This is a genomic window from Streptomyces sp. NPDC030820, from assembly GCF_055572075.1.
In genome coordinates this window covers 823,972-845,758 of the sequence record NZ_JBVIEB010000002.1, presented here as the reverse complement: position 1 = coordinate 845,758, position 21,787 = coordinate 823,972, and the positions used below count along the sequence as shown (strand labels likewise).

General features: G+C 63.7%; 17 protein-coding genes, 1 tRNA gene and 1 pseudogene. 3 read left to right on the top strand and 16 right to left on the bottom strand.

The features are described from left to right. The 7 genes from ACZ418_RS08520 to ACZ418_RS08490 form a co-directional block, all read right to left on the bottom strand. A partial coding sequence (locus ACZ418_RS08520; RefSeq protein ID WP_468358967.1) for a helix-turn-helix domain-containing protein occupies window positions 1-182 on the bottom strand: 182 nt, incomplete at its 3' end. 517 nt (window positions 183-699) lie between these two features. Beyond that, entirely contained in the window at window positions 700-1,332 is a 633-nt protein-coding gene (locus ACZ418_RS08515) for an RloB family protein (protein ID WP_468358838.1), read from the bottom strand. Beyond that, the gene (locus tag ACZ418_RS08510; protein WP_468358835.1) at window positions 1,329-2,672 is read right to left on the bottom strand and encodes an AAA family ATPase; all 1,344 of its coding nucleotides are present in this window, start codon (window positions 2,670-2,672) and stop codon (window positions 1,329-1,331) included. The genes ACZ418_RS08515 and ACZ418_RS08510 overlap by 4 nt, the downstream gene beginning before the upstream one ends. Window positions 2,673-3,893: 1,221 nt before the next feature. Then, window positions 3,894-5,459, bottom strand: coding sequence for an ATP-dependent nuclease (locus tag ACZ418_RS08505; protein ID WP_468358832.1), 1,566 nt, complete (start codon window positions 5,457-5,459; stop codon window positions 3,894-3,896). A gap of 283 nt (window positions 5,460-5,742) precedes the next feature. After that, the gene (locus ACZ418_RS08500) at window positions 5,743-6,414 is read right to left on the bottom strand and encodes an 8-oxoguanine DNA glycosylase OGG fold protein (RefSeq protein WP_468358830.1); all 672 of its coding nucleotides are present in this window, start codon (window positions 6,412-6,414) and stop codon (window positions 5,743-5,745) included. Window positions 6,415-7,297: 883 nt separating this feature from the next. Further along, window positions 7,298-8,911 (bottom strand): serine/threonine-protein kinase, encoded by a 1,614-nt coding sequence (locus ACZ418_RS08495; RefSeq protein WP_468358964.1) that lies wholly within the window; start codon window positions 8,909-8,911, stop codon window positions 7,298-7,300. 204 nt (window positions 8,912-9,115) lie between these two features. Next, a complete protein-coding gene (locus ACZ418_RS08490) occupies window positions 9,116-10,048 on the bottom strand; it encodes an exonuclease domain-containing protein (RefSeq protein WP_468358828.1) in 933 nt (310 codons plus the stop codon). A 186-nt stretch (window positions 10,049-10,234) separates the two neighbouring features. On the opposite strand from ACZ418_RS08490, the gene ACZ418_RS08485 reads away from it, so the two are divergent. Further along, window positions 10,235-10,294: transfer RNA gene (locus ACZ418_RS08485), tRNA-Ser, on the top strand. 238 nt (window positions 10,295-10,532) lie between these two features. Here ACZ418_RS08485 and ACZ418_RS08480 read toward each other — a convergent pair. Continuing rightward, window positions 10,533-12,563, bottom strand: coding sequence for a TerD family protein (locus ACZ418_RS08480; RefSeq protein WP_468358825.1), 2,031 nt, complete (start codon window positions 12,561-12,563; stop codon window positions 10,533-10,535). Between the two features lie 806 nt (window positions 12,564-13,369). Between ACZ418_RS08480 and ACZ418_RS08475 the strand changes: the two genes are divergently transcribed. After that, the gene (locus tag ACZ418_RS08475; protein WP_468358822.1) at window positions 13,370-14,599 is read left to right on the top strand and encodes a S53 family peptidase; all 1,230 of its coding nucleotides are present in this window, start codon (window positions 13,370-13,372) and stop codon (window positions 14,597-14,599) included. A 280-nt stretch (window positions 14,600-14,879) separates the two neighbouring features. On the opposite strand, the gene ACZ418_RS08470 is transcribed toward ACZ418_RS08475, so the two are convergent. The 8 genes and pseudogenes from ACZ418_RS08470 to ACZ418_RS08435 all read right to left on the bottom strand — a co-directional run bounded on the left by ACZ418_RS08470 (window position 14,880) and on the right by ACZ418_RS08435 (window position 21,475). Next, window positions 14,880-15,650 carry a nuclease-related domain-containing protein gene (locus ACZ418_RS08470; protein ID WP_468358819.1) on the bottom strand — a complete coding sequence of 257 codons (771 nt, stop codon included), beginning with the start codon at window positions 15,648-15,650 and terminating at the stop codon, window positions 14,880-14,882. Continuing rightward, window positions 15,647-15,841, bottom strand: coding sequence for a helix-turn-helix transcriptional regulator (locus tag ACZ418_RS08465; RefSeq protein WP_468358816.1), 195 nt, complete (start codon window positions 15,839-15,841; stop codon window positions 15,647-15,649). The genes ACZ418_RS08470 and ACZ418_RS08465 overlap by 4 nt, the downstream gene beginning before the upstream one ends. Beyond that, window positions 15,817-16,276: pseudogene (locus ACZ418_RS08460) on the bottom strand (replication initiator); the annotation flags it as partial. The gene ACZ418_RS08465 and the pseudogene ACZ418_RS08460, both read right to left, overlap by 25 nt. 138 nt (window positions 16,277-16,414) lie before the next feature. Further along, window positions 16,415-17,632, bottom strand: a complete 1,218-nt coding sequence (locus ACZ418_RS08455) for a PIN domain-containing protein (protein ID WP_468358813.1) — start codon at window positions 17,630-17,632, stop codon at window positions 16,415-16,417. A gap of 670 nt (window positions 17,633-18,302) precedes the next feature. Beyond that, the gene (locus tag ACZ418_RS08450; protein WP_468358810.1) at window positions 18,303-18,689 is read right to left on the bottom strand and encodes a hypothetical protein; all 387 of its coding nucleotides are present in this window, start codon (window positions 18,687-18,689) and stop codon (window positions 18,303-18,305) included. Between the two features lie 198 nt (window positions 18,690-18,887). Further along, a complete protein-coding gene (locus ACZ418_RS08445) occupies window positions 18,888-19,370 on the bottom strand; it encodes a type II toxin-antitoxin system HicB family antitoxin (protein WP_468358807.1) in 483 nt (160 codons plus the stop codon). Then, window positions 19,367-19,579 (bottom strand): type II toxin-antitoxin system HicA family toxin, encoded by a 213-nt coding sequence (locus tag ACZ418_RS08440; protein ID WP_468358803.1) that lies wholly within the window; start codon window positions 19,577-19,579, stop codon window positions 19,367-19,369. The genes ACZ418_RS08445 and ACZ418_RS08440 overlap by 4 nt, the downstream gene beginning before the upstream one ends. Window positions 19,580-20,080: 501 nt before the next feature. Continuing rightward, window positions 20,081-21,475, bottom strand: a complete 1,395-nt coding sequence (locus ACZ418_RS08435; RefSeq protein WP_468358800.1) for an SMI1/KNR4 family protein — start codon at window positions 21,473-21,475, stop codon at window positions 20,081-20,083. Between the two features lie 103 nt (window positions 21,476-21,578). On the opposite strand from ACZ418_RS08435, the gene ACZ418_RS08430 reads away from it, so the two are divergent. Continuing rightward, entirely contained in the window at window positions 21,579-21,752 is a 174-nt protein-coding gene (locus tag ACZ418_RS08430) for an ATP-binding cassette domain-containing protein (RefSeq protein WP_468358797.1), read from the top strand. The last annotated feature ends 35 nt before the right edge of the window (window positions 21,753-21,787 follow it).

The window sequence follows — 21,787 nt, the reverse complement described above, 5'->3', positions numbered from 1 at the left end:
TGCGGACACGAGGCCGGCCGGTGCGACCGGTCCGCCAATCCCGGCAGGCCCGACTGCTCGTACTTGCGCACCCAGGAGTGCACCGACTGCCTGGACACCCCATACCGGGCGGCGACTTGGGTGACCGGAACCCCCGCGGCGACCTCCATCACCGCGTGATACCGCTGCTCGACCACGCTCAACTCCACCAGCACGGCCCCGGCCCTCCCTGCACGCGGATCAGACGCGCACAGCCAAGCCGAGGCAAGCGGTGTCAAGCATCAGGTGAAGCCACAACGGCAAGCATCAACCGAGACAAGACAAACGTTCACCCGGGAAGCGCGGTAGAAGTTTCCCTACATTCATCAAGGCCCGCGCACGGCGCGGGCGCGCGCCGCCTCTGCGGCGCGGCCTGCCTCCTGTCTCCGCCCCGGCTGGCCGCGCCCGGCGGCGCGCTACGTGCATGCGGGCAGCGGTAGGGAAACCCACTGTGGCTGAGGCTGGTCGGCTCCACGGCTTTAGCCACCTCCCCGGTCCGGGCCCCGCGTCGAGCAAGACCAGGGGGCCACTCGTGCACATTGCGGTCAGGCCCAAAGCCTGCCCGAGTTGCCAACCAGCGTACGGCCCCCTGATCATGCTCGACCCCAGACCGGGCAGGCCACCGGCCAAACCCGCTCCGCCGACCTAATGGGATTCACTAGCGGCGGTTGGGTGAACTGATCAGCGAGACTTGGACGCCTTTCCTTTGCAAGCTAATTCCAGTACGGCAACTAGTTCAGAAACGGACGAGCTAGGGTTCGGAGGATTGTGATTTACCTGAATGGGCGCACACTTCTCGGCCCTCTTCTTAGCCTCCTCGAACTTCGCATATGGAAAATTCGACGGCAAGCTCTTCCCAGAGACCCCATAGCTCTTCAATCGTTCCGATAGAGCATCTGCAGTGACCCATGCGGTACGCTCCTCGAAATGCCAAAGTAGCCATATCTCGAAACACGGACTACTGATAGCGATCCCTAACTGGCTTCGAGAGGCGAGCGCACAAGCGGCAGGCAGTGTTGCATGAGCATCCACATCGACCACACACCATACAGCGTCGAATGCATCTCCATTCTGTTGCTCCCGTTTACGACGTTGGTCGGCTTCACGAACAACGCTCAACGGATCCCGGCCAGTGCCAATAGGCTTGACGGATATAACGTGAACTGCCTGAGCATTGAGGTACGCAGCGAGACCCTCGAAATACTGCGGCTCGGTTTTCACTCCCTCGGCAACAATTAGGATCTTTCTATTTTCTGATCTCTTGCCGCGGGATTTCGAAATTCTTTGCGATCCTCTGACCTGACGACGACTCACGCATGATCTCCTACAACCAAGGAAGCACGCAGATCCTCCCAAGAGACGGCAGGTACCGCTCCGTAGCGCCCACTTAGGTAGCGACGCTCCAGATTATGATCCGCCTTGACCGGAAAGTCCGTCAAGGGATAGTACTCTGACGCCCCGTCATCGCCCTTTTCCGCAAACCAAACATCCTCCTTCTCCAAGGCGCCTCCGACCAGATGCCCCATCAGGGAGGTGTCATGTGAGGCAAAGATCAACTGTGCACCTTTAGAGTTGATCTCCGCATCCCTAAAGAGAGAAATGAAAGCGGCAGTAAGCCGGGGGTGCAAACTGGCGTCGATCTCGTCCACGACGAAGACATGACCGTTATCGATGGCACGCAGTGCAGGGATCGCGAGTGACAGCCAGGCTACTGTTCCGCTACTTTCATTTTCGATGTCCAGTACATAGTTCCCACTTTCGCCTCCTCCCTTGTGCCAAAACTTGATTTTTCGCTGCTGGTCGGCGAGGAATGATTCCAGGAACTCGTCTTTGTTCAGGCGTGGATCCGGGAAGGTTTCTGCTACTCCCTCGGCGATGCTTACAAGCGTCTGACGCGTCTCCGCATCCAATTCCACGTTCTCGACAGCGAGACGCGAGATGCCAAGATCGGCAAACTTCAGAAGACTTTCGGCCCTCTGGCGGACGAGATCGCTTTCCATCCACCGCTTAATGGTCCTGATGCGGCCCTTCTGCTGAGTTTCCGAATAGGCCGCATATTCGATGTGTCGCGTGAGGTAATTGTGCACCCGCTTGATTTCGACGTGATTCGCTTTCGCGGCAACTGTTAGAAACAGATTCTTTTCTTGAGTGCTACGCGAAATGCGTACGTTCTCACCTTTCAGGGATCGACCGAAGGTGTAGTCGTTGGGAAGTGACCCCGACCGATCAAACAGAAGCCTGCGTCGCCCCTCAGGGAATGACGCGAGCCATTCGCCCTGGACCCCTGCCGCATTACTCTCAAATCCATAAACGTATCGTACGTTTTGGATAGTGAAATCAAACTCGTAGGCAGAGGTCTGATTCGAGCAGTGACCGTCCAAGATGAAGGGGTGATAGGGGAATGATTTATCATCATCCCAACTTGCAGATTTCCGAATCGCGTTAAGGGCGAAATTAATCGCATGCAGGAGATTTGTCTTTCCGGAGGCATTAGATCCGAAAATTCCCACAATGCGGTTTGTTGCTGACCGCCAATCGCCGTCGGCCGGCCTGACACCCTCGAACGTCGACTTGGTCAGCACGAGCTCGGCCGAGTCTCGGATCGATCGGTGGTTGGTCACGCGGAACCTGAGCAGCATGATCACATCACCCATCGCATGCAGTTTCGTTCCTTCTGGGGAAGTTTTCCGTCTCTAGCCACGTTCAAACTGTACCCTGGTCACAGATGGTGAGCCATGGGCTTCACCCGGTCAGACGCATAGCGAAGCCTCCGCCAGCAGGTCAGGCCCGAGTCGAAGCCAAGCACTGGGCCGTCTCTGAGCCGCACGGGGTCAGCCGCGGGCGGCCAACAACGACAGAGGCCCACTGGCTCTGAGCTGGTCAGAGCTGTGGACTTCTTGTGCCGTGTCGGTCAGCCAGCGGGCTGATACACGTACAAGCGTCTGACCGCTGCCGCAGAGTCGATCGTGAGTGTCTAACTGTGTGACAACCCCGACGCACAGCGGCGGACACCCGCCGACGCCTGCGGACCGTCACAGCAGGTGAGAGAGGCAGGAGTCCAAGGTCGAGTACCCACCAGAGTTGCTTCAGGACGAAGCGGTCGTGGGTTCAAGTGCTGCCACCCTGACCAGGGGGATCACCTCCTAGTCGCTAGTAGGTGGTCCCGTGCTTCCCATGCCGCAGCGGAGTGCAGCAACGCGGCCGGTACCGCACTGAAGTGCGGCAGTGACGGCAACGACGATGGACGGCAGCGGTGCCCGACAGCCTTGGACGGCACCGGCAAGGCCGCATCAAGGTCGCCCACCAAGGCATGCCCGCATCTTCTAAGCACCGGGCCGCACGGTGCGGTGGCTTGCGGGCGAGCAGATGCGTCGCCGCCGCAAGAGAACGCACAGGATTCGTTCGGCCCGCTGAGCACGCCTCTCGTCAGGCGACAGGACGGCAACCGCTGCGACGAACGACACCAAGCCAGATCGGACGAGGATCCCAGCCGCGGGAACAACCCAGAGCCAGGTAGACATGGACAGCTCCTCAGGGAGAAGTTGTCCCACTACCTACGGCTCGCCTGTCCGAATCCGGCTTCGTAGCGCTTCGGGATGACCTATACCGGCATACCTGGGCTTGGCGCGGCGCGGTGAGTTCGGACCCGGCCCATGACCCGCGACAGCGGTGGTATACCCAGGCCACCTTCCTGCAACACCAGAGAGCTTCTGACATCTACGGCTGACATCAACGACGCCGGACCGGGGCATACACCAGCGTCTCTGTCCGGCCGTCGCGCCAGTGGCCGGCTCACGCGGGAGCGCGCTTGGATCGAACTCCTAAAGCGGTGCTCTCCGCTCAAAACGACGCGGTGAAGCCCCCCTTGGGGCCCATTAGCGTTCGAATAGAGCTGTCTCAATTTCTTGAAGCACCGCGATAACTTCAGCCGCAGATTGCGCCAGTTCCGTCTTGGCTAGCTCACGATTAGCGTCACACCAGTCTTGGACTTCCTGCCGCAAGGCACTCTTGGCAGCCTGTTGCTGCTGCCCCTTAGACCTAGAAAAAGCGTCGTCGATCTGCTTACTAAACCGCGATGGGTAGTAATCTTCAAAGCGCGGCTTGCTGAAGAATCGGAACCGATCACTCGGCCAAGTGGTGTACTTCGCCTTGAGCTTAGTTACCACGTCTAGCCCACTCTGGTCACCATCGACTACAACCCAGGCCCGATGCTTGAAAACCTCCTCTCGGTGGACGAAGAGGACAAGCTTCCCGAACTCGCGGAACGTTGGCTCAACTCCTCCGGTACCGCCGGCGGCGACGGTACGAATACGGGTGAGCTTCGGTGCAAACCAAGGGATGAGGTAGTCGAGGATGATTCGTTCGGCGGAGGACTCTTCGAGGATGAGCCACCCTTCAGCCAAGTCAAAGTCGTGCAGATCGTAACCAAGATCGCGGAGCACAACAGCGCGGTCTTCGGCTGACTCGATGAGTTTCACGGTTGATGTGGGAACACCTCGTGCATCCTGTCGTTGCTCCACCTGAAATAGGCGGCTATCAGGAGCTGAAGCTAGGTACTTCACGACGAGGTTTGAGTGTGTGGAGACGATGAACTGATTGTTGGCAGACTTTTCGATGATGACATCGAGGAGCGCCTTGAGCCCATCGGGATGGATGTCGTTCTCAGGTTCCTCGATTAGGAAGAGTTGTCCCTCCGCCACGCACAGGTCCGTGATCAAACCGAGCAGGCTTGAGATGCCCTCACCCATGGATTCGACCGTGATGGAGCCCAAGCGTCCAACCGTGAAGCCGACGAGTTGGCCGTTCTCTACCATCACGGTTCCAAGTGACATCCCCAAGAGGCGCTTACACAATTCGGCAAATTGCTCTGCCCCCGGATACCCCGGACCAGTCAGACGGGCTACCTTAGCCGAGAGGAGTTGGAGGTTTCCCGTTACTTGATCAGCCTTGCTCTTATCGACCTGGCGCTCATAGCTTCCGACTTTCCGCTTAGAGAGATAGGGGTAGATAAAGTTATCCGGCTCTATCGGTGAGATCCTCGGAAAGTCGCCGTGGACATTGTCATTGGTTTGTAGCACATGAGAAATTTGGGCCCAGGGAGTATTTTGATTTGGGCCCGGCCGCTTGAGACGAATTTCAACCTGAACCTGTGGAATCAAGCCGTCTTCGGCAAGGCCCTTCGCTGCCACTCCCGGAGCGATTTCCGGCGCATATTTGCGGACGTCGAAATCTTCGAGGTCGTATTGGATGGTAGCCGCTTCTGAGCCAAGCCGAATTTCACCCTCTGGCGGGTTGGGCCCTGTCTGGAGAAAGTGCGCAGCTCGAATGAGCGCCGACTTGCCGCTGTTGTTTCGCCCTACTAGAACATTGATCCTGGACAGTGCGAGGCTCGCAGCATCGAAGCCCTTCCAGCCGGACACAGTCATGTTTTTGATACGCATGACGGGATTGTATGATATCGAGGGATTTTCCACCACCTTTTTACTTCATCGCGGATCCGTGCAGTAAAATCTCTTTTTTCTCGTGTCGAGGCGCAGAACAACGACGGCTATGGGCCTAGCCCGGTAGGTTGCGACACTGGGCGACTAGATGCGACCCAACAATGGCCTACAAAGCGGGGAACACCCGGGAATCACGGTGAATAGTGGCCAGGCCGCCGGGGCAGCGCCCGGACCGTTCAGGTCGACGCTGGAACGGTCCATCAGTGAACACAGCCTCCGAAGCTCAGGTCTCGTCTACGCGACCGTTCAGATGGAAGAGGAGCCACTCAAGCCAGTCCGGTGTGACACCAAGAGACGAGGCCCAGCCGTGCATGGCACTGACGTAGGTGGCGTATCGGGTGGGCCAGTGGTGGGTGCCGGCCGCCTTCCAACTCGACCACCCGAGAGCGTTCAGCGAGCGAAAGACCCGGTCGTCGAGGATCAAGGCCCGATCACATGTGGTTTCACGGTCGTCCACGGCCGCGAACCACTTGGTGAAGAAGGATCGCCCCACTCCCTTAAGGACGAACTGCTGATAGGCCCCGCTCAGGTCTCCCCGTCGGACCGCATCGCGCGTGGTCCGGAGGACTCTGGGCATGTGCGGGTCGGACAGGGCCGCTTCGGTGTACCGCGGCCCACGTCCGTTGGTGGTACCTGAGCCCCAGATCATGACAGCCACGAACAGGTCACGCAGGCCGTCGGCGTCGTCACCAGCGTGGTCACGAAGACGGGCCAAGTCGCCTCGCTCGATGAGACGGTCACCGCCCGGCCCACTCGCAGATTCAACGCCGACATCGAGCACATGCTCCGCCCCGTGCGACGCCAACCGCGGGCGCCACGTTCCTGGACGGAAACGCACGGGCTTCTGTACACATTCGCCGTAGCGGACAACGAGCCTCTGAAGCTGCTCCACCATGCTCCCCCCTGGCAATGACGGCGGCGTGCCGTGGGCCGTAGCGTATGGGAAGCCGACTATGAACGCAGGTGAACGACGTCGTACACGGCCTCTTGGAGCACCAGCGGACACTGAAAGCCAGCCCGCGCGACGTGCTGTACCGACTCGCGCGCGCATGGAGCTTTCACACCGCTGGGTATGCGCCCTACCCAGTGTTTGCACGGCGCTGCACGCTGAGTGCCGGCCGAATCTTCGAGCGCACTATCGGGAGGGCGAACGGTGGGCGAGTGGAAGCAGAGCAAGTGCGGCTGGCCGACGGCGTCTGGAAAGCGCTGCCAGAACAAGACGCTGAAGGGCACCTCACGCTGCCACCTACACCAAGGCGACTGGACGAAGCGCGGCCAGGCCCAACTGAAGAAGAGGGTGGGCAAACGTCGCAAGAAGTAGGGCACGGTCGGGGGTGAGTGTCTAACTGCGTGACAACGCCGACGGACGACGGCGAACGAGCGCGAACGCCTATGGACCGTCGATGCAGGTGAGGAGCACACCAACCCCAGGCACAGACCCTAACCAAGTTGCTTCGGGACGAAGAGATCGCCGTGCCACATCCGTGCCAGATGCAGGGGTCAGCAGCGGTCAACATCCGCGCCCTCCAACTCGGTCGGCGAAGCAGCAGGTCACCGGCCCGACGCCCCACCCGCTCTCCTAAAGCGGTGTCACCAGGTTCGGGCTCTGTCCGAGTCACAAGAGAGAAGGGCCGGCTCAGGAGAGGTTCCCTCCGGGATCGGCCCTTCCCTGTTTCAGGGTCACCGGACACGTCAGTTCGGCACGTGCGTCAGTCGCGATCTGCCGGAGAGGCTCATCGTGGTCACCCGGCATCAGTGCCACACTCGCCCGTTGACTGCTATTCGTACACGGCGGCGACATCGACGGGCTGGAAACTGCTCGCGCCTTTCGGCCGATAGTCGATAGTCCACGTGCTTCCTGCGGGGTCCGGACCTCCGAAGAGGTCGCCGTCCGGGCAGGCGAAGGTCATCGTCTTACCTGCGATGGCGATACCGGATCCCTCATACGAGTCGCAGACTTGCCCGTCGGTAAGCACGATTTTGAAGGGAAACGGCTGATCCTCCAGGCCAACATCGTCAGGGAGTTTCTCTGTGAGGTCGACGCGGATCACCTTTCCGATCGGCCCGGCTTCGGGACAGAGCACGGCCGGAGCCAGATCGTTCGGCGGGCTGAAGCACGGGTCCTTGATCTCATACCCAACGACGCACCGGTACGCGTCGGAGCGGACGATGGCCAATGACTGGCCGAAACAGCTTCCGCGCACGGTGGAGACAACGTCGATGTCATCGGCCGGCTCGCCGAATGTCCAGGGCGTGAACGTGAGCACTTGTGTCGTGGCGGGCGTGGAGGGTGCGGCCTTCGGCGCCTCATCCGCCTTCGCCGTCATCGACGGCGGACTTGTCGTAGCCGCACGAGCGCCGACTGCCGAGGGGGCAGCACTCGTTGACGAGGTCACGCGTACGTGACCCGATCGGCCATCGGACGACGCGGTGGCGGAGCCTGTGGCCTTGCCCTGCGGCAGCAGCCACACGACCAACCCGACGGAGACCACAGCCGACAGCGATGCGGTGAGAAGGGCCTTCCGTAGGAAGGTCCACTGCGGCGGTGCGGTCGGGCCGCTGGGAACGGTAAGCGTGTACGGCGCCGTGAGAGGTGGAGGCTCCCGCAGGAGCTGGATCAGCTGTGCGCCATCCGGCCGCCGTTGAGGGTCCTTCTGCAAGGCACTGCGTATTGCTGGTACGAGCTCCGAAGGCAACCCTTGCAGATCGGGCTCGTGGTGCTGAATGCGGTAGGCGAGCCCCTCGGCGGGCCCTGCACCGAAGGGATGGCGCCCCAGTGCTGCGGAGGCGACGACAAGCCCCCAGGCGAAAACATCAGCGGCCATACCGGCGACCCCTGTCGTGAGCTGTTCCGGAGCGAGGTACCCAGGTGTGCCGAGGCGCCAGCCGGTGCGTGTCACGGCTGTGGCATCGACAAGCTGCGCAATACCGAAGTCGATCACCTTGGGCCCATCTGGCCCCAACAGCACGTTCGACGGCTTCAGATCGCGGTGAACGATCCCCGCTGCGTGAATCGCCTCCAATGCCTGTGCCAATGCCCCTGCAAGGGACCGAAGTTCGCTCGGTGGGATGGGCCCCGCGTCGAGACGTTCGGCCAATGACGGACCCGGCACGTACTCCGTTACCAGATAAGAGCGCTCGTTCTCGCCGGAGTGCTTGAGAACCGTGACGACGTAAGGGCTGCGCAATGCAGCCAGCGCACGCCCCTCACGGCGGAAGCGCTCCACGAAGGCGGCATCGTCTGCCAGCTCAGATCGCATAATCTTGACCGCTGCCTGCTGCCCATCGGCATGCCGACCCAGGTACACGACCCCCATGCCCCCGGCTCCCAGACGCCCGAGCAACTGGTAACCCCCGCACTCGCGCGGATCGTTCTCCCCCAACTCGTGCATCTCCACCCCCAGGAAGAACCGAGAGCCCACCCAGCCCCCTCGCGGACGTAACCGGAGAGGGGCCGGTGAAGCGGCCGGTCTCAGAATTGTCAACAGCGAGAGGTACCCTGCCGCTCTGCAACAAGCACGCCACGCTCTGGCAGCCGACGGTGGCACATGGGCCGTAGGTGCCCACGGCCCGGACGGCGGGGCCTTCCCGCAAGCTCAGCTGTTCAGCCGTTCAAAGAAATCTGCCTCACCGATAATCTCGATGTCGTGTCCGTCTTCCAGCAACCTCTCGGCGGTCCTTTGCTTCTCGCTCTTTTCAGAGCCGATAGCGAACCGCCGCGGGTCGGGCGTGGCCACCACGAGAATGTCCGTCTTACCGCTGACTTTCGCCACCGGGGTGGCGCCTACAACAGCGAGGGCAGCCTGAGCCTCAGCCCGCTTCATCCTGCTGAGCGTTCCTGTGATGCAGACAGCCTTGCCATAGAAGGCGCCGTGAGGGTCGGCATCCGGGTTCGCACCAGGAATCGGGGCGGAAGGCTTTCCCTTGTATGCGCCCTTGGTCCGGGAGCCAGACCACGCGTTAGGTGCTACGTTGCCATGAACTACGCTCAACTCTGCAAGAAGTTGATCCAGGCTCATGGCCCTGTGGTGCCGCATAGCTGCGAGCATGATGTGCGCGGCGGCGTCAGCGTCGGCACCTGCCTGGTGATGCTCCTTTAGCGGCACCTCAATGTGTCGGGCGACCTCGGGCAGCGCGTAGGAGATCAGCCGCCAGGTCCTCCGGGCAACGACGAGGGAGCAGGCGTAGCGCAACGTCGGCCAGGGGCTTCCTTCCGCCGTACAGGCATCACGGAGCACCCCCAAGTCGAAGGCCGCGTTGTGGGCGACGAGGGTCCTGCCGGCAGTGAACCTCAAGATTTGCTGGAGGGCTTCAGCCCAGCTGGGTGCGCTCTCGACGTCGGAAGACCCGATGCCGTGGATGCGAGTGTTGTACGGATCGAAGTGCCTGTACGCAGCAGGGGGCCGGATGAGGGTATACATCCGGTCGGTGATGCGGCCCTGGTCGACGGCTGTAAGGCCAACTGCGCACGGACTTCCGCGGTGCGCATTGGCAGTCTCGAAGTCGATGGCAACCCAGGTGTCGCTCACGGCATGCCCTCCCCTGACATGTGTGGGTTCCGTCAGGGTAGCGTGCGAACGGTTGCTTTGAGCAACGGGACCATAAAAACGCGTATCAGGCCTCCTGAGGACCCATCGGAGGCGCGCTCCTTCTGTGGACCATCCGTGGACGAGCACCAGTCGGTTCGCTTCGATCAAAACTCTGACCAGCATGTTGCCTGTGAGGCAAAACGGCCTCCGGAGCCGTGTGCGCAGGTTCGAATCCTGCCGGGGGCACCCAGCATGAGGTGCCCAAAGACCCCGTCACCAGCGGAAACGCTGAGGCCGGGGTCTTCGCGTATGTGCAGGCGTATGCGGCGGTGAGCGGCCCTAGGACGGGGTCTGTGGACTGTTCGTGGAAAGGCTCTTGGGGCATCCTCCCTGGTCAGCCCCGGCAAACGGGAAGGCCCCTGGGCAGTTCCAGGGGCCTGAGAGACCGACTGCCGGCCCAGTTGGCCATGGCGACTGTTGAGACTCAGCCCGTCGCCGTCTTTTCCCTGGAGGGGGCTCGGCGCGGTGTCACGCGATCCAAATGGACCACCACGCCGGTGTAGAAGCGGTGCACCGCTTCGTCGACGCTCCGAATAAAGCCGGACTCGGCGTTGCCCCGGCCGCTTCCCATCCCCTTGAACAATGACAAGCGGAAGCCCGTGATTTGGGTGCTGCTGTCCTTCGGAAGCAGGTCCGCCGGCTCAGGACGGAGCCGCTCCAGGGTGCCCCGGGGGCCACCAGTGCCCCCTTCGACCAGCGTCTCGATGTGGAGGTCCGCCGGCGCTTCGGCCAAGGTCCGGACTAGTCGTTTCGCCCAGGACAACGGGTAGCCCTGCTCCGGTGCCGAGATCTCAATGGAGGTGCGCAGTTTGCCGGTGCGGAGGTCAGCGCTGATCGCCAGAACGCCGGGCGTTCCCTCGATGCGCAGTTCCGCCTGCAGCAGCCCGTCGAGGCAAAGCTGATCGGCGAGACCGCTCCGGCGTGCTGCCGGATCCGTTCCCCTTTTGACTCGCTGGACGGGCAGTACTTTCTGTCCCAGTTCACCACCCAACCCGAGACACACCTGGCGGATCAGCCGCTCCCAGCTCTCGACGACCTCCAGTGCGCGTGTATCTCCCTGGCACAGGGTCTCGTCGTCGATTCCGTTGCGCACAGGCACCCAGGCCGGGCCCATGTTCTGGAAGCCGTGGCAGCCGGAGTTCTCATGCTGCAGGTAGTGGAGCAGTTCCTGGAGGAGCCACGCGTGCGCCCCGCTGCTGACACCCTCGTGCCGGATCAGCATCTGCGCCTGGTGCGCGACTTCCGCCCACGAAAGGTGCCGAAGCGCCACTTTGTGCTTGCGCCGTCCGTCGATCTTGACGTCGACGAGCGGGCTGCCCTCCAACGCGACATCGTTCGACATCGTGATCACGGCCTCGTAGCCACGGCGCGCGGCGATGTCCATGTACGCCTGTACCTGATCGGGCTTGAGGGCGTTGCCGTTGGTCTTCGTCTCGACCAGCGCCGTCCACAGCTTGCCGGCCCGCTCGACGCGGATCACCCCGTCAGGGCGTCGCGGTGTATCGCCGTGCGGCAGGGTGACTTCGGTGTAGGTCTCCATGCGGCCTGCTGGCGCCCCGAAGCCAGCGGTGAGTCGCCTGCCGAATTCAGGAACCTGTGCCATCACCGACAGCAGCACGGAGGTGGCCCGCATTTCACGATCCCGGTCACTCTTGAGCGCAGACACCGGGAACAGCCGAGCCACCCTCCAAGATTCATTCTCAGCCAGGGTCTTTTTAACCGTCTTGGGCAGAGTGACCTTCTTCTTCGCCGTACGCGGTCGAGCAGTCGGCTTCTGCGGCTCGTCGCCGTCTTCGGGGCGACGAGGAGATGGAACGACCCCCAGCGATCCTTGTGATATCGGCTCGTCGGCCGAGGCCGGACCCGTCATGTCCGCCTGATCGTCGCTCGCGCCGACCTGCGCTTCCACTGCCGTCGCATCGTCATCGATGTCGACGCCGAAGTCCGTTGCCAGACCAGCGAGACCAGCGTCGTAGCCCTGGCCCACAGCGCGAAACTTCCATTCTTGTCCGCGCCGATACAGCTCACCAAAGATGATCGCACTCACCGAGTCGACGTCATTGATGGCAAAGCGAAGAAGATCATCACCCGCCCCGTCGGCCAACGACAGCCTGACGTCCTCAAGTTCCCCGAAGCGCGCTCCGTCGTAACGGCTGGCAGCCACGATTATCCGGTCGACGTCAGCCGATACCGCAGTCAAGTCGAAGCTGATCCGGTCCTCGTTCCCGTCCGCCGTCGGCGTCTTGCCCAGAAGCTGCACACTTCCGTCGGCCGCGACTGGGTTGTTGTAGAAGTAGAAGTCGGTGTCACCGCGGACCTTGCCGTTCACGTCCACCAACAAGACGGAGACGTCCGCGTCACCCTCGCCAGTCGAGCTCCCCCAGCCCAAACTGACGATCACAGACCCAACGTTCTCACTCAGGGCTGCCAGAGCCACATTCGAGCCCTTGCTCATTTCATACACGTTGCCCCCCAATTGGCACAAGTCGGGCATAAAGGCCTGCCCCGACCGCCTGACATACGACGCAGTGTGACGCGCCGCACACGAGTAACTGTAGTGCCCACGGAACTGAACCGCGGGGACAAGCCAGGATTTCGGGCGCTATCCCCCGCACCCGACTGAAGCCCGACCCCCAGCCACCCGAAGGCCCGAGCCTGACCTCACTCGCGATCACTCGTACTCACGCAAGAGCTCTTCGATCTTGCGGTCGGCGATCTCCTGCCGTGCATCGAACGCTCCAGCAGCACCCGATCCCGCTCAAGCGTCGCCCACTCTCCGACGGTCAGACAGTGATTTATCTCATGAAGCGGTCAGACCAGCCCTATCTCATAAAACCCGATATAGCGAACATCGAACCGGTCGCGACTGCGCGGGAGACAGCCCAACACGCGAAGATCCCGCTGCCACCTGGACTGAAGCCCTGCGACAGCCAGGCCGGCACGCGCGCCCTCGACGGGTCGCCCAGGCCGTGCGGGACGCTCGACATGGACATAGGGGATCGAAGCAGACGAAGCAGTGACAAGCCACACAGGGGCAATCCCTTGCCTCACGGACGGCCTCAAGGTGGGATCGCAGACCACGGCCGAGCATGGTCTAGTCCACCACGAGGAGCATCAATGCGCAGGATTCATGCGCGGCGGCGCACTGCGGTCGCCGCAGCCGGGGTCACCAGCCTCACCAGTTTCGCAGCGATAGCAGGGCTTCTGTCTGGTTCCGTCGCCGTCGCTGCACCCGTGCGACCGGCGCAAGAAGTCAAGCCCGTGCCGGCGGCCGGACAGCAGTCGAAGAGCGCGCCCGGCAGCCTGATGACCACTGCGCAGTGCCGGGCGAAGTGGGGGTTCGACTGCTACAACGCGCTCCAGTACCGGCAGGCGTACAACCTGAACCCGCTGTACAAGGCAGGAGTGACCGGCAAGGGGCGCACGATCGTGATCGTGGATCCGTTCGGCTCGCCGACCATCCAGAAGGACCTGGACGTCTACAGCGCCCGGTTCGGCATGAAGAGCACCCATGTCGACGTGGTCAAGTGGGGCAACGTCCCGCGCTTCAACCCCAGCGACGCCGACCAGCTCGGCTGGGCCGGGGAGACCACCCTCGACGTGGAGATGGCGCATGCCGTCGCCCCGGACGCGCACATCGTCCTGGCGGAGACCGGGGTCGGCCGGATCGGGGACGGCACCACCGGCCTGAAAGAGGTCATGGACGCAGAGAAATCGCTCATCGACCGCGGCGTGGGCGACGTGATCAGCCAGAGCTGGGGCGTGGCGGAGAACAACTTCCCCGCCTTCAGCAAGGGCGACTTCTCCAGCATCCAGAACCTGCGGTACGCCTACAAGGACGCGGCCAAGCACCGTGTGACCGTCACCGACGCCTCCGGCGACAGCGGACCCACCGACACCACCTCGAACGGCCAGACAACCTATCCGTACCGGGTCAACGCCTGGCCGACCGACGACCCCCTGGTGGTCTCGGTCGGCGGCACCCAGCTGCACCTGGACGCCAACGGCAACCGCACCGCGCCGGACAGCGTCTACAACGACCACGGCGCCAGCGGCGGCGGCCAGTCCCACGTCTTCGCCCGTCCCTCGTATCAGAACGGGGTAGCCGGCAATCACCGCAGCACCCCGGACGTCTCCATGTCCGCCGCGCTGAAGGGCGGCGGATGGGTGTACTCCAGCTACGACCCCAAGCGGGTCGGCTGGGAGGTCTACGTCGGCACCAGCGAGGCCAGCCCGCTCTTCGCAGGAATCGTGGCCCTGGCCGACCAGGTTGCCGGGCACCGACTGGGAGACATCCACAAGGCGCTGTACTCGCTCTACGCGAAGTCCTCGTCGAACCCCTCCACCGGGATCGTGGACGTGAAGGACGGCACGAACAACAGCTACGCGGGAGTCACCGGCTACACCGCGGTGAAGGGCTACGACATGGCGACCGGTGTCGGAACGATCGACGCGGCCCGCTTCGTCCCGGCCCTCGCCAAGGCGGGCTGACCCCATCCTGTCCCCGCGGCGCGGGCGCCCGGCATACCACTGCCGGGCCCCGCGCCGAGACGGCGGCTCATACCCGCAGACGTACGCCGCCGGAAGTGGCCGTGTGGCGAGGCCTGTACCCGAGGCGTGGACGGGATCTTGGAGCGTCGCTGCAGGTGAGATCCAGGAAATGGCGAAGCCCGCACCACGGCCAGGCGCCCCGCCCCGCACGAATCATCACGCCACGGGGCTAGCAACGGGCGCCCATGAGGACTGCCGGCACTCTGCCGAGGCGACCAACTCAGTCCTGGTCCCAAGCCTGACGATGGCGAGCAACGCTGTACACCTGCTCCACCTGGTCGGCCGTGAGCACGCCTGAAAGCGGAGCGAGTGCCGCTACTTGGCGCTCCTGGTAGACCCGGACACTGAGCTGCGTAGCGACCACTTTCAGCTCGGCGACACCGACGAAGACGAGCACTGGCTCCACAGGTACGGGGAAGTCGCAATAGCGCTCAAGCACTCGGACGACTCGCTTGGCCTCCGCCCGGCTCTTGCGTGCGTATGGAGCCGGTTTCCCGTAATCGACTTTCACGGAGTCATCCCCGATCCATACGGCCCTCTTGTGGTGGTGCTTCGTATTGATGCTGAACACCCCACCAGGCCCGATCAGTAAGTGATCGATATGCACTTTGTTGGCCAAGGGGATGGAGTGCAGGACGCGCCAGCCGTGGCGCCCTAAGCGGTTCAACTCGGCTCCCACTCGCCGCTCCCCCGCCAATCCCATATTCGGTGCAGCGTGTGGCCACTTCATGGCGAGATACTTGAGCGCGAAGTCGTACCAGCTCAGTGGGGACTTCTTCTGCTCCATCGAGGTCGGCAGACAAGTCTCCGTGTCGAACTCTTCGCCGCCACGCATGGCACTCATGAGCTTCGCCCGGTAGTGATCGGCGAGCGCCTTGGTGCGAAATGAGTCCGAGAAGACGTTGCCCGCGACGGACCAGCGGACACCATACGACGGGGTCTTGGTGTCCCCCTTGCGTACGCTCCAGACCTTGACGTCGAGAGACTTCATGCAGCCCCCTCCAACTGCCGGAGCCACGAGGCGAAATCACTGCGCCAAATACGGAGCTCACCGTTGGGGAGCTTGAACGCGGCCGGCCCTTGCCCCAGCTCGCGCCAGCGATAGAACGTCCGCCGAGAAACACCGCCCAGCTCGTCCAAGACTTGTCGAACAGTCATCAGTTCGTCGCGGCGGGCGTCCATGTCGGTTCTCCTTCCGTTGCGAGGGCGGGTTCAAGGGATGCGGCAAGCCAGGCTTCGGCGCGGGACAGGCCAGTTCCGGCGAAGACCCAATGGGCGAGGACGAGCGTTGTCTCGCCGTCCTGCGGCACGGGTGGCGCCGCTTGCGCCCGACGCCAGGCGGCGCGCGTCGCGGAGGGCGCCGAGGGTGGTCGAGTAGCGGCGGGACTTGGTGGAGAAAAGGCCGCGGAAGCCAAGCATGTGCGCCCAAGCACGGAGCCGGAGGTCCGCCAGCTCGGGACGCGCGCCGAGGGACCAGGCGGTACGGATCATGCGCCGGGCGTGTTCGGTGATTCGGGCGTGGGCCAGCTCGGCGAGGAACCGAATGGGCCGGTCGAGGGTGCCCGTCGCTGTCTCGGCGCCCTTGGTGGCGTACTTGGCGATGTAGGCCGCCACGGCACACACCACGCTTGGCCGGGCGTGCCCGAGTGGCTGTGCGCGCTAGCGGCGTTCCTCGCCCTGCCCTGCATCCACGTCCGCCGAACTATCTGAAACGCGTTGCCATACAAGCCCTGCCGCACGAGCGGCAGAGCAGCTTCACTCCGCGGAGGGCTTATGGTCACCCTGACCTCGCCAGGTGGGATGCCAATCCCACATCCAGTGCTTGAGCTGCAACTCCCGGAAACTGCGGGCGCCTTCATCGTCGGCCAGTAGATGCAGCAGACGTTCCGTTTCTGCCAGCCCAGGCTCGCCGGCTTCCGAGTCCGATGCCTCCGCCCAGAGAGAGGGAAGGCGAGCAACGTCGTCAGGGCACAGAAGCCTCGGCCCCCAATGACGAAGGAACGTGAGCTTAGGCTCAGCATTCGTAGGGGAGAGGAGCACACGCGTTTCCCACGCCGCGCCGATTACGGCGCAGTCGGGTGAGCGGTAGAGCGCCCCGAAGCCGTGGAGCAGCCACCGAACCGTAGCCGTGCACCACACGTGACTGCCGATGCTGTGGGCGCTGACGTCCCGCACGGAACCGAGTGCGACTGACGGAGGCCCAAGCCAACGGTCCGCGAAGGAGTGGGATTGCACGCCGACACCACGGTGAGGAGCCGTGTTGCACATGAAAGGGTGCGTGAACGCCGTCGTGGACGCCGCGTACTCCGTAACTGCCTCCAAGCTGCTGGGCGTACGAAGGGCTTCCTCCACCTTTTCGGCATCGGCCTCGGCTGGCTTCGTGAACCTTGAGATCACCTCGTCCAAAGACGTCAGAATCTCGAACCGTCCCGCGATGTTGACAATGTCGCCGAACATCGCGTCCGGCAACGTCGTTCCGTCTCCGAAGTCGGTCGTGTTTCCGCTAACGAAGTAGACCATCTCGTCGTCGTGGTCCTCGGCGTAATTGACGGCGGTCAGCCAGATTGCTGCGTCGCGTGCGCCGATCTTGTAACCCTTGCCATTGCTGCGGACAGTTCTGCAGGGGGCAATCTGATTAGCCTCGCGATAGGCACCCTCGCGGTAGGCGCCCTCCTTCATCGGAATGACGTCCACGAGGTGGCCATACTCTTTCTGCCAGTGCGCGCGCACTCGATCAAGGTCACGCTTCCCGGGCCCCTGTACTCCACCCCATGGCGTGGCCCGCTTAAGGTCTCGCAGGGCTTTATCGGCCGCCTCGTACTTCTCCTGATAAGCCAGCGCCTGCTTCGCAGCAAGCTCCTCCATCACAAGCCACGGTACGGCTACACGCTCCACGTTGGACGCCCTGATCGCGCGCAGCAACTCGGCGCTGCTACCCCGCAGCGACATGCCCCAAAGGATGTTGGTGTCCAAGATAATCACGCGACTTCCCCTCCCCAGTGGTCCCGATCAAGGGTCTCAGAGAGGCGAGTGCGGCGTGCAGGAAATCGCGCTCCCCGCAGCCCTCATGTCGGCGGGCCTGCTCGATGACACCGCGAGTCTAAAACCGGGCAGGCCAACGGCCCAACCACCCCAGAGTGCTCACAGCTTCCCAAGCTGAGGGCTCAGGCACCGTCACCATGTTCCGGCCGTCACGGGGTGCTCTGGTCGACGGCGCTTAGCATCGTGGCTGAGGCTGGCGGAGCAGCGAGGCATCACCTTGCGTGGTCGGTCGACGTCCTCGCTGGCGTGGCTGACTGGCATGAGCTGAGGTCTGACCGGCCGCCTCGAAGACGTCGGCCCGTCAGTTGAGCACGCCAAAGCCGGTCCGCGCATCTGGCGCCGTTCAAGGACCCTTCGACAGTGGCCAAGGACGACCAACGGCGACCACCAAGTGCGCGAATTCACCACTCCTGAGCAGGAAAAATGCAGTACCAAGAGCCCCGATAAGGCCCAAGGTAAGAAGGCATCGAGGCCGCTGGTCTGACTGTGGTCTTTGACGGCAACGCCGGTGCACTCTGCCGTGCCAGGGAAATCGGTGCAGGACACTGCGCAGGACGCCAGCGAGCCGCACACCCGGCCCTTGGGCCGCTGGAAGGAACTCCTAAAGCGGGTGTCGAGGGCCGATGCCATCCTCGCGATGCTGAGCGAGCACCTGCTGCTGCTCGTCCTGCCAACTCCAGTTGGCCGGCCGAGAGAAGGGCAGGCTTCGGGCAAGGTCGGAGAACTGGTCGGATGGCTCCTGGCTGGCCTTGTTCACCACGATCGCCGAGAGCATCGGTGCTCGTCCGTCTTCGTTGCGGTGAAGGCAAACGTCCTTGAGCAGATAGGTCATGACTCCGCGGTGAGGCGGGATGGAGTCGAAGCCCTGTGCCGCCAACTCGGCGCTCAGCTCCCCGTACGTAATGGTCTGTCCCTGCCGGGCCCGCTTCCGCAGGATCTCCACAGCCGCTTCGACCGCTGCCGGGTACTCCGGGTCCTTGATCCTCATTGCCCTCCCCCATCGCGTGGACTCTGCCCAGCCTGCGCATCGTATCGGCCGGACACCGGCCCGGCACTGCTTCAGGCGGTACAGCAGCGAAGTACAGCAACCTGTCACGATTCGGACGCCTGCCGGCGAGCCCGCACGCTGACATGGCGAGGCCCCCGCTCGGGAACGTCCGCCGCGGGGGCTTCGTGTGGTTTCTGGTTATACTGCCGTCTTTTTTCGGTCGGCCGACTTCCTGCGGTCATCCGCTTTCGTCTTGCTCTGAGCAGGGGTGGCACGTTGCGCGGCCCGAGGGCGACCTACAGGGTTGTGGGCCTTCAAAAGCTGGTGGACGCGCTGAAACGAGACTCCCAGGACGCGCCCTGCGTCCCGCTGACTCAGTTGCTTAGTGAGGACAGCCGCAGCACGCTGCATCGCCTCCCGCTCCCGCTCCACCGCCTTGCGCGCCTCTTCCTGCGCCTGATGCACCGCCGCCAAGGCGTCTCGCACGTCCGAGGGAAGCGTCGGCTCGATCTCGACCGTGACTTTCTCGGGCTCCACATCAAGCATCACTGCGATCGCCTCACGAGCAGCCTCGTCAGCTTGCTCCAAGCGCTTGGCCTGACTGAAGACACCTGGAAGGTCAGGCACCTCTAGAGCCCACCATTCGCCGACGCGTCGCGCAGTAACGCGGTAGGTACTCACCGCCACCACCCCTTCCCGAGCTCTTCTTCCAGCCGCTTGCAGATTGATTCTGCCGTGATCTCGTTGACCTCGCTGTGATTGGGAATGACCACGGGAGTGGAACCGCAGGTCCAGTACTCGTGACTGCCCCGCTGGCGCTGCTTCTCGAAGGGAAGATCCTTCCCCTTGGCCGCTTCTCTGATCTTCTTGATCAGGTCCCTATGCTTCACGAGTATAAGTCTAGTTCCGCTAGAAGAGTCAAGTCAAGCAGCACTAGACACTGCGGTCTCCGGATGCCTAGGGTGGGCTTCCCTTCTCTGGCCTACAGCTCCGTTAGTTGCAACAGCATCGGCAGTACTGGCTCCCGCAAGGCCGGCAACGACGAGGCCTGCCACGCGATGGGCCCACCGCACCGGCGGTCAAGCGCCAAGGGCAGATCTCAGAGGCGAGGGCCAGGCCCGTCTCTCCGGGCCGTGTACGCACGTTCGAATCCTGCCGGGGGCACGCAGCAGTTTCTAGACGGATCAGCCCTCTGACCAGTACTCGTGCCACACCCGAAGGGTGGGACTCAGTCCAACTGAATCCCACCCTTCGCCGTTATCTGGCACTGATCGCGAGTGACTGGCGAGTGAGACGCGAAGCGGTCGATCCACGGATCGCCGCGCACGGGCCACTGGCCGGTGTGGCCCGTGCATGGCTCATGCCTCCTCTATTCACCCGGCCGGACTGGGCTACGGCAGGGGGCCGAGGCTGCCCTCCAGGGTGGTGCGGGTGATCAAGGGGCGGTGCCGGCGGGCGAGGATCTCGTTGGCGAGGTCCACGACCGGCAGGGGGTCGATGTGGTTGTGCACCGCGATGCCGGCGGCCAGCAGGCTGTGCGGGACCGCGTCGGCGTCCAGCAGCACGCGCCAGTCCTGCGGGCAGAGCTCCAGGAATTCCAGGCCGATGAGGCGGGAGATCTCCAACGGGTCGGCGAGCGTACCCGGTTCGGCCCTCAGGGTCCGCAGGCGCGGCAGGTCCATGACGGGCTGCAGGCTGAGCGGTTCGCCGTCCCAGACGCCGATGCTCAGGACTTCCAGTGCGGGGTGCGCGGCGGCCTCGATGCTTCGCACACCGCGGCTGTTGACGTACGCCACGGCCGGCGGCTCGTCGCCCGCGCGCCGGCGGGGGCTGCGCCTCCGCTGTCCGGGGAGCACCAGCTGGGTGAGGGAGTCGGCGATCAGGCCCGCGCCGATGCTCTCCTCGCGGCTGAGGATGATGACCTGCCCGGTGTGCCCGCCCGGTCCCGGGGTCAGGTCGACCGCGAGCCGGTCGCCGTCCCAGTGGCCGAAGACGATCCAGCCGGGTGAACCGACCAGCCCCTGCACCGCAGTGTCGGACCGGGTGTCGACCGCCTCGGCTTCCATGGCCGCGAACCGCCACAGGGAACGGCGTGAGGCGGCGTCGGCGATGTACAGCTCGTCGAGGGGCAAGAGTTGGCAGCCGACTGTCTCGGCGACCCGCATGGCCGACTCGTAGTCGTCGTTCCAGTCCTCCCACCGGGCCCGGGTCACCCGGTACAGCGCCTTGAGCTCGTCGGGCAGCGCGACACCCAGGCGTGCCTCCGCCTGCGTCAGCTCCGCCTCCGTGGCGCCGACGGCGTCGGGGAGGTTTTCGCGCAGACAGTTCTCCAGTGCCGCCGGATCCGCCGCCGGCGAGAGCTTCACGCCGGGCACCGGGTCGGGCAGCCGGCGCCAGGGCTCGAGCAGGGCGCCTTCGACCAGCACGAGCGCGCCCGGGAGCGGCCCGCTGACCTCGGCCTCCACGGCGGGCCCGAAGTCGAGCAGGTCCAGCACGGTCGGGCCGTTCGGGGGCATCCGGACGACGAAGGAGACACCGTCGGCGTCGGCCCCCGCGAGGGCGCCTCGCACCCGCTGCACGGCGTCGAACTCGGGCCGTCTGTCCGCCTCGTCAGACGGATGCCCGTGCATGGTGAACATCGTCCCCCCTGGCATCGGCACGCTGTACGCGTCGGTGCCGATCCGTCCGGCGAGGTGACCGCCCTGAGCGCCTGGCATCGCGGCGTGAGCGGACCGCAGGACGTGCAGCAGCGGCTCCCAGGTCGTGAACTCATGGAGCGTGGACAACAGGGGCCTCCGATCGGCGCGGTCAACGTGGTGGGGAGATTGTCACGGGAGGCACTGACAGCCCACGGACCGGTACGACACCAGGCTCGGCCGGTATTTCGAGGTGGGCCGGCAACTGTGGGGCGGTCAACGGCAGAAGGTGGCTCTGAGCCGGGCCTTCATGAGGAGGGCCCCGGTGGTCGTGCTCGACGAACCCGCGTCGGCCCCATCGACGCCGAGGCCGAGTCCGAGATCTCCGGCCGGCTTCGTGACATCGCGAGGGAGACCGCCTCCCTGATCACCGCGCAGCGGTTCGCCACGACCCGCAGTCAA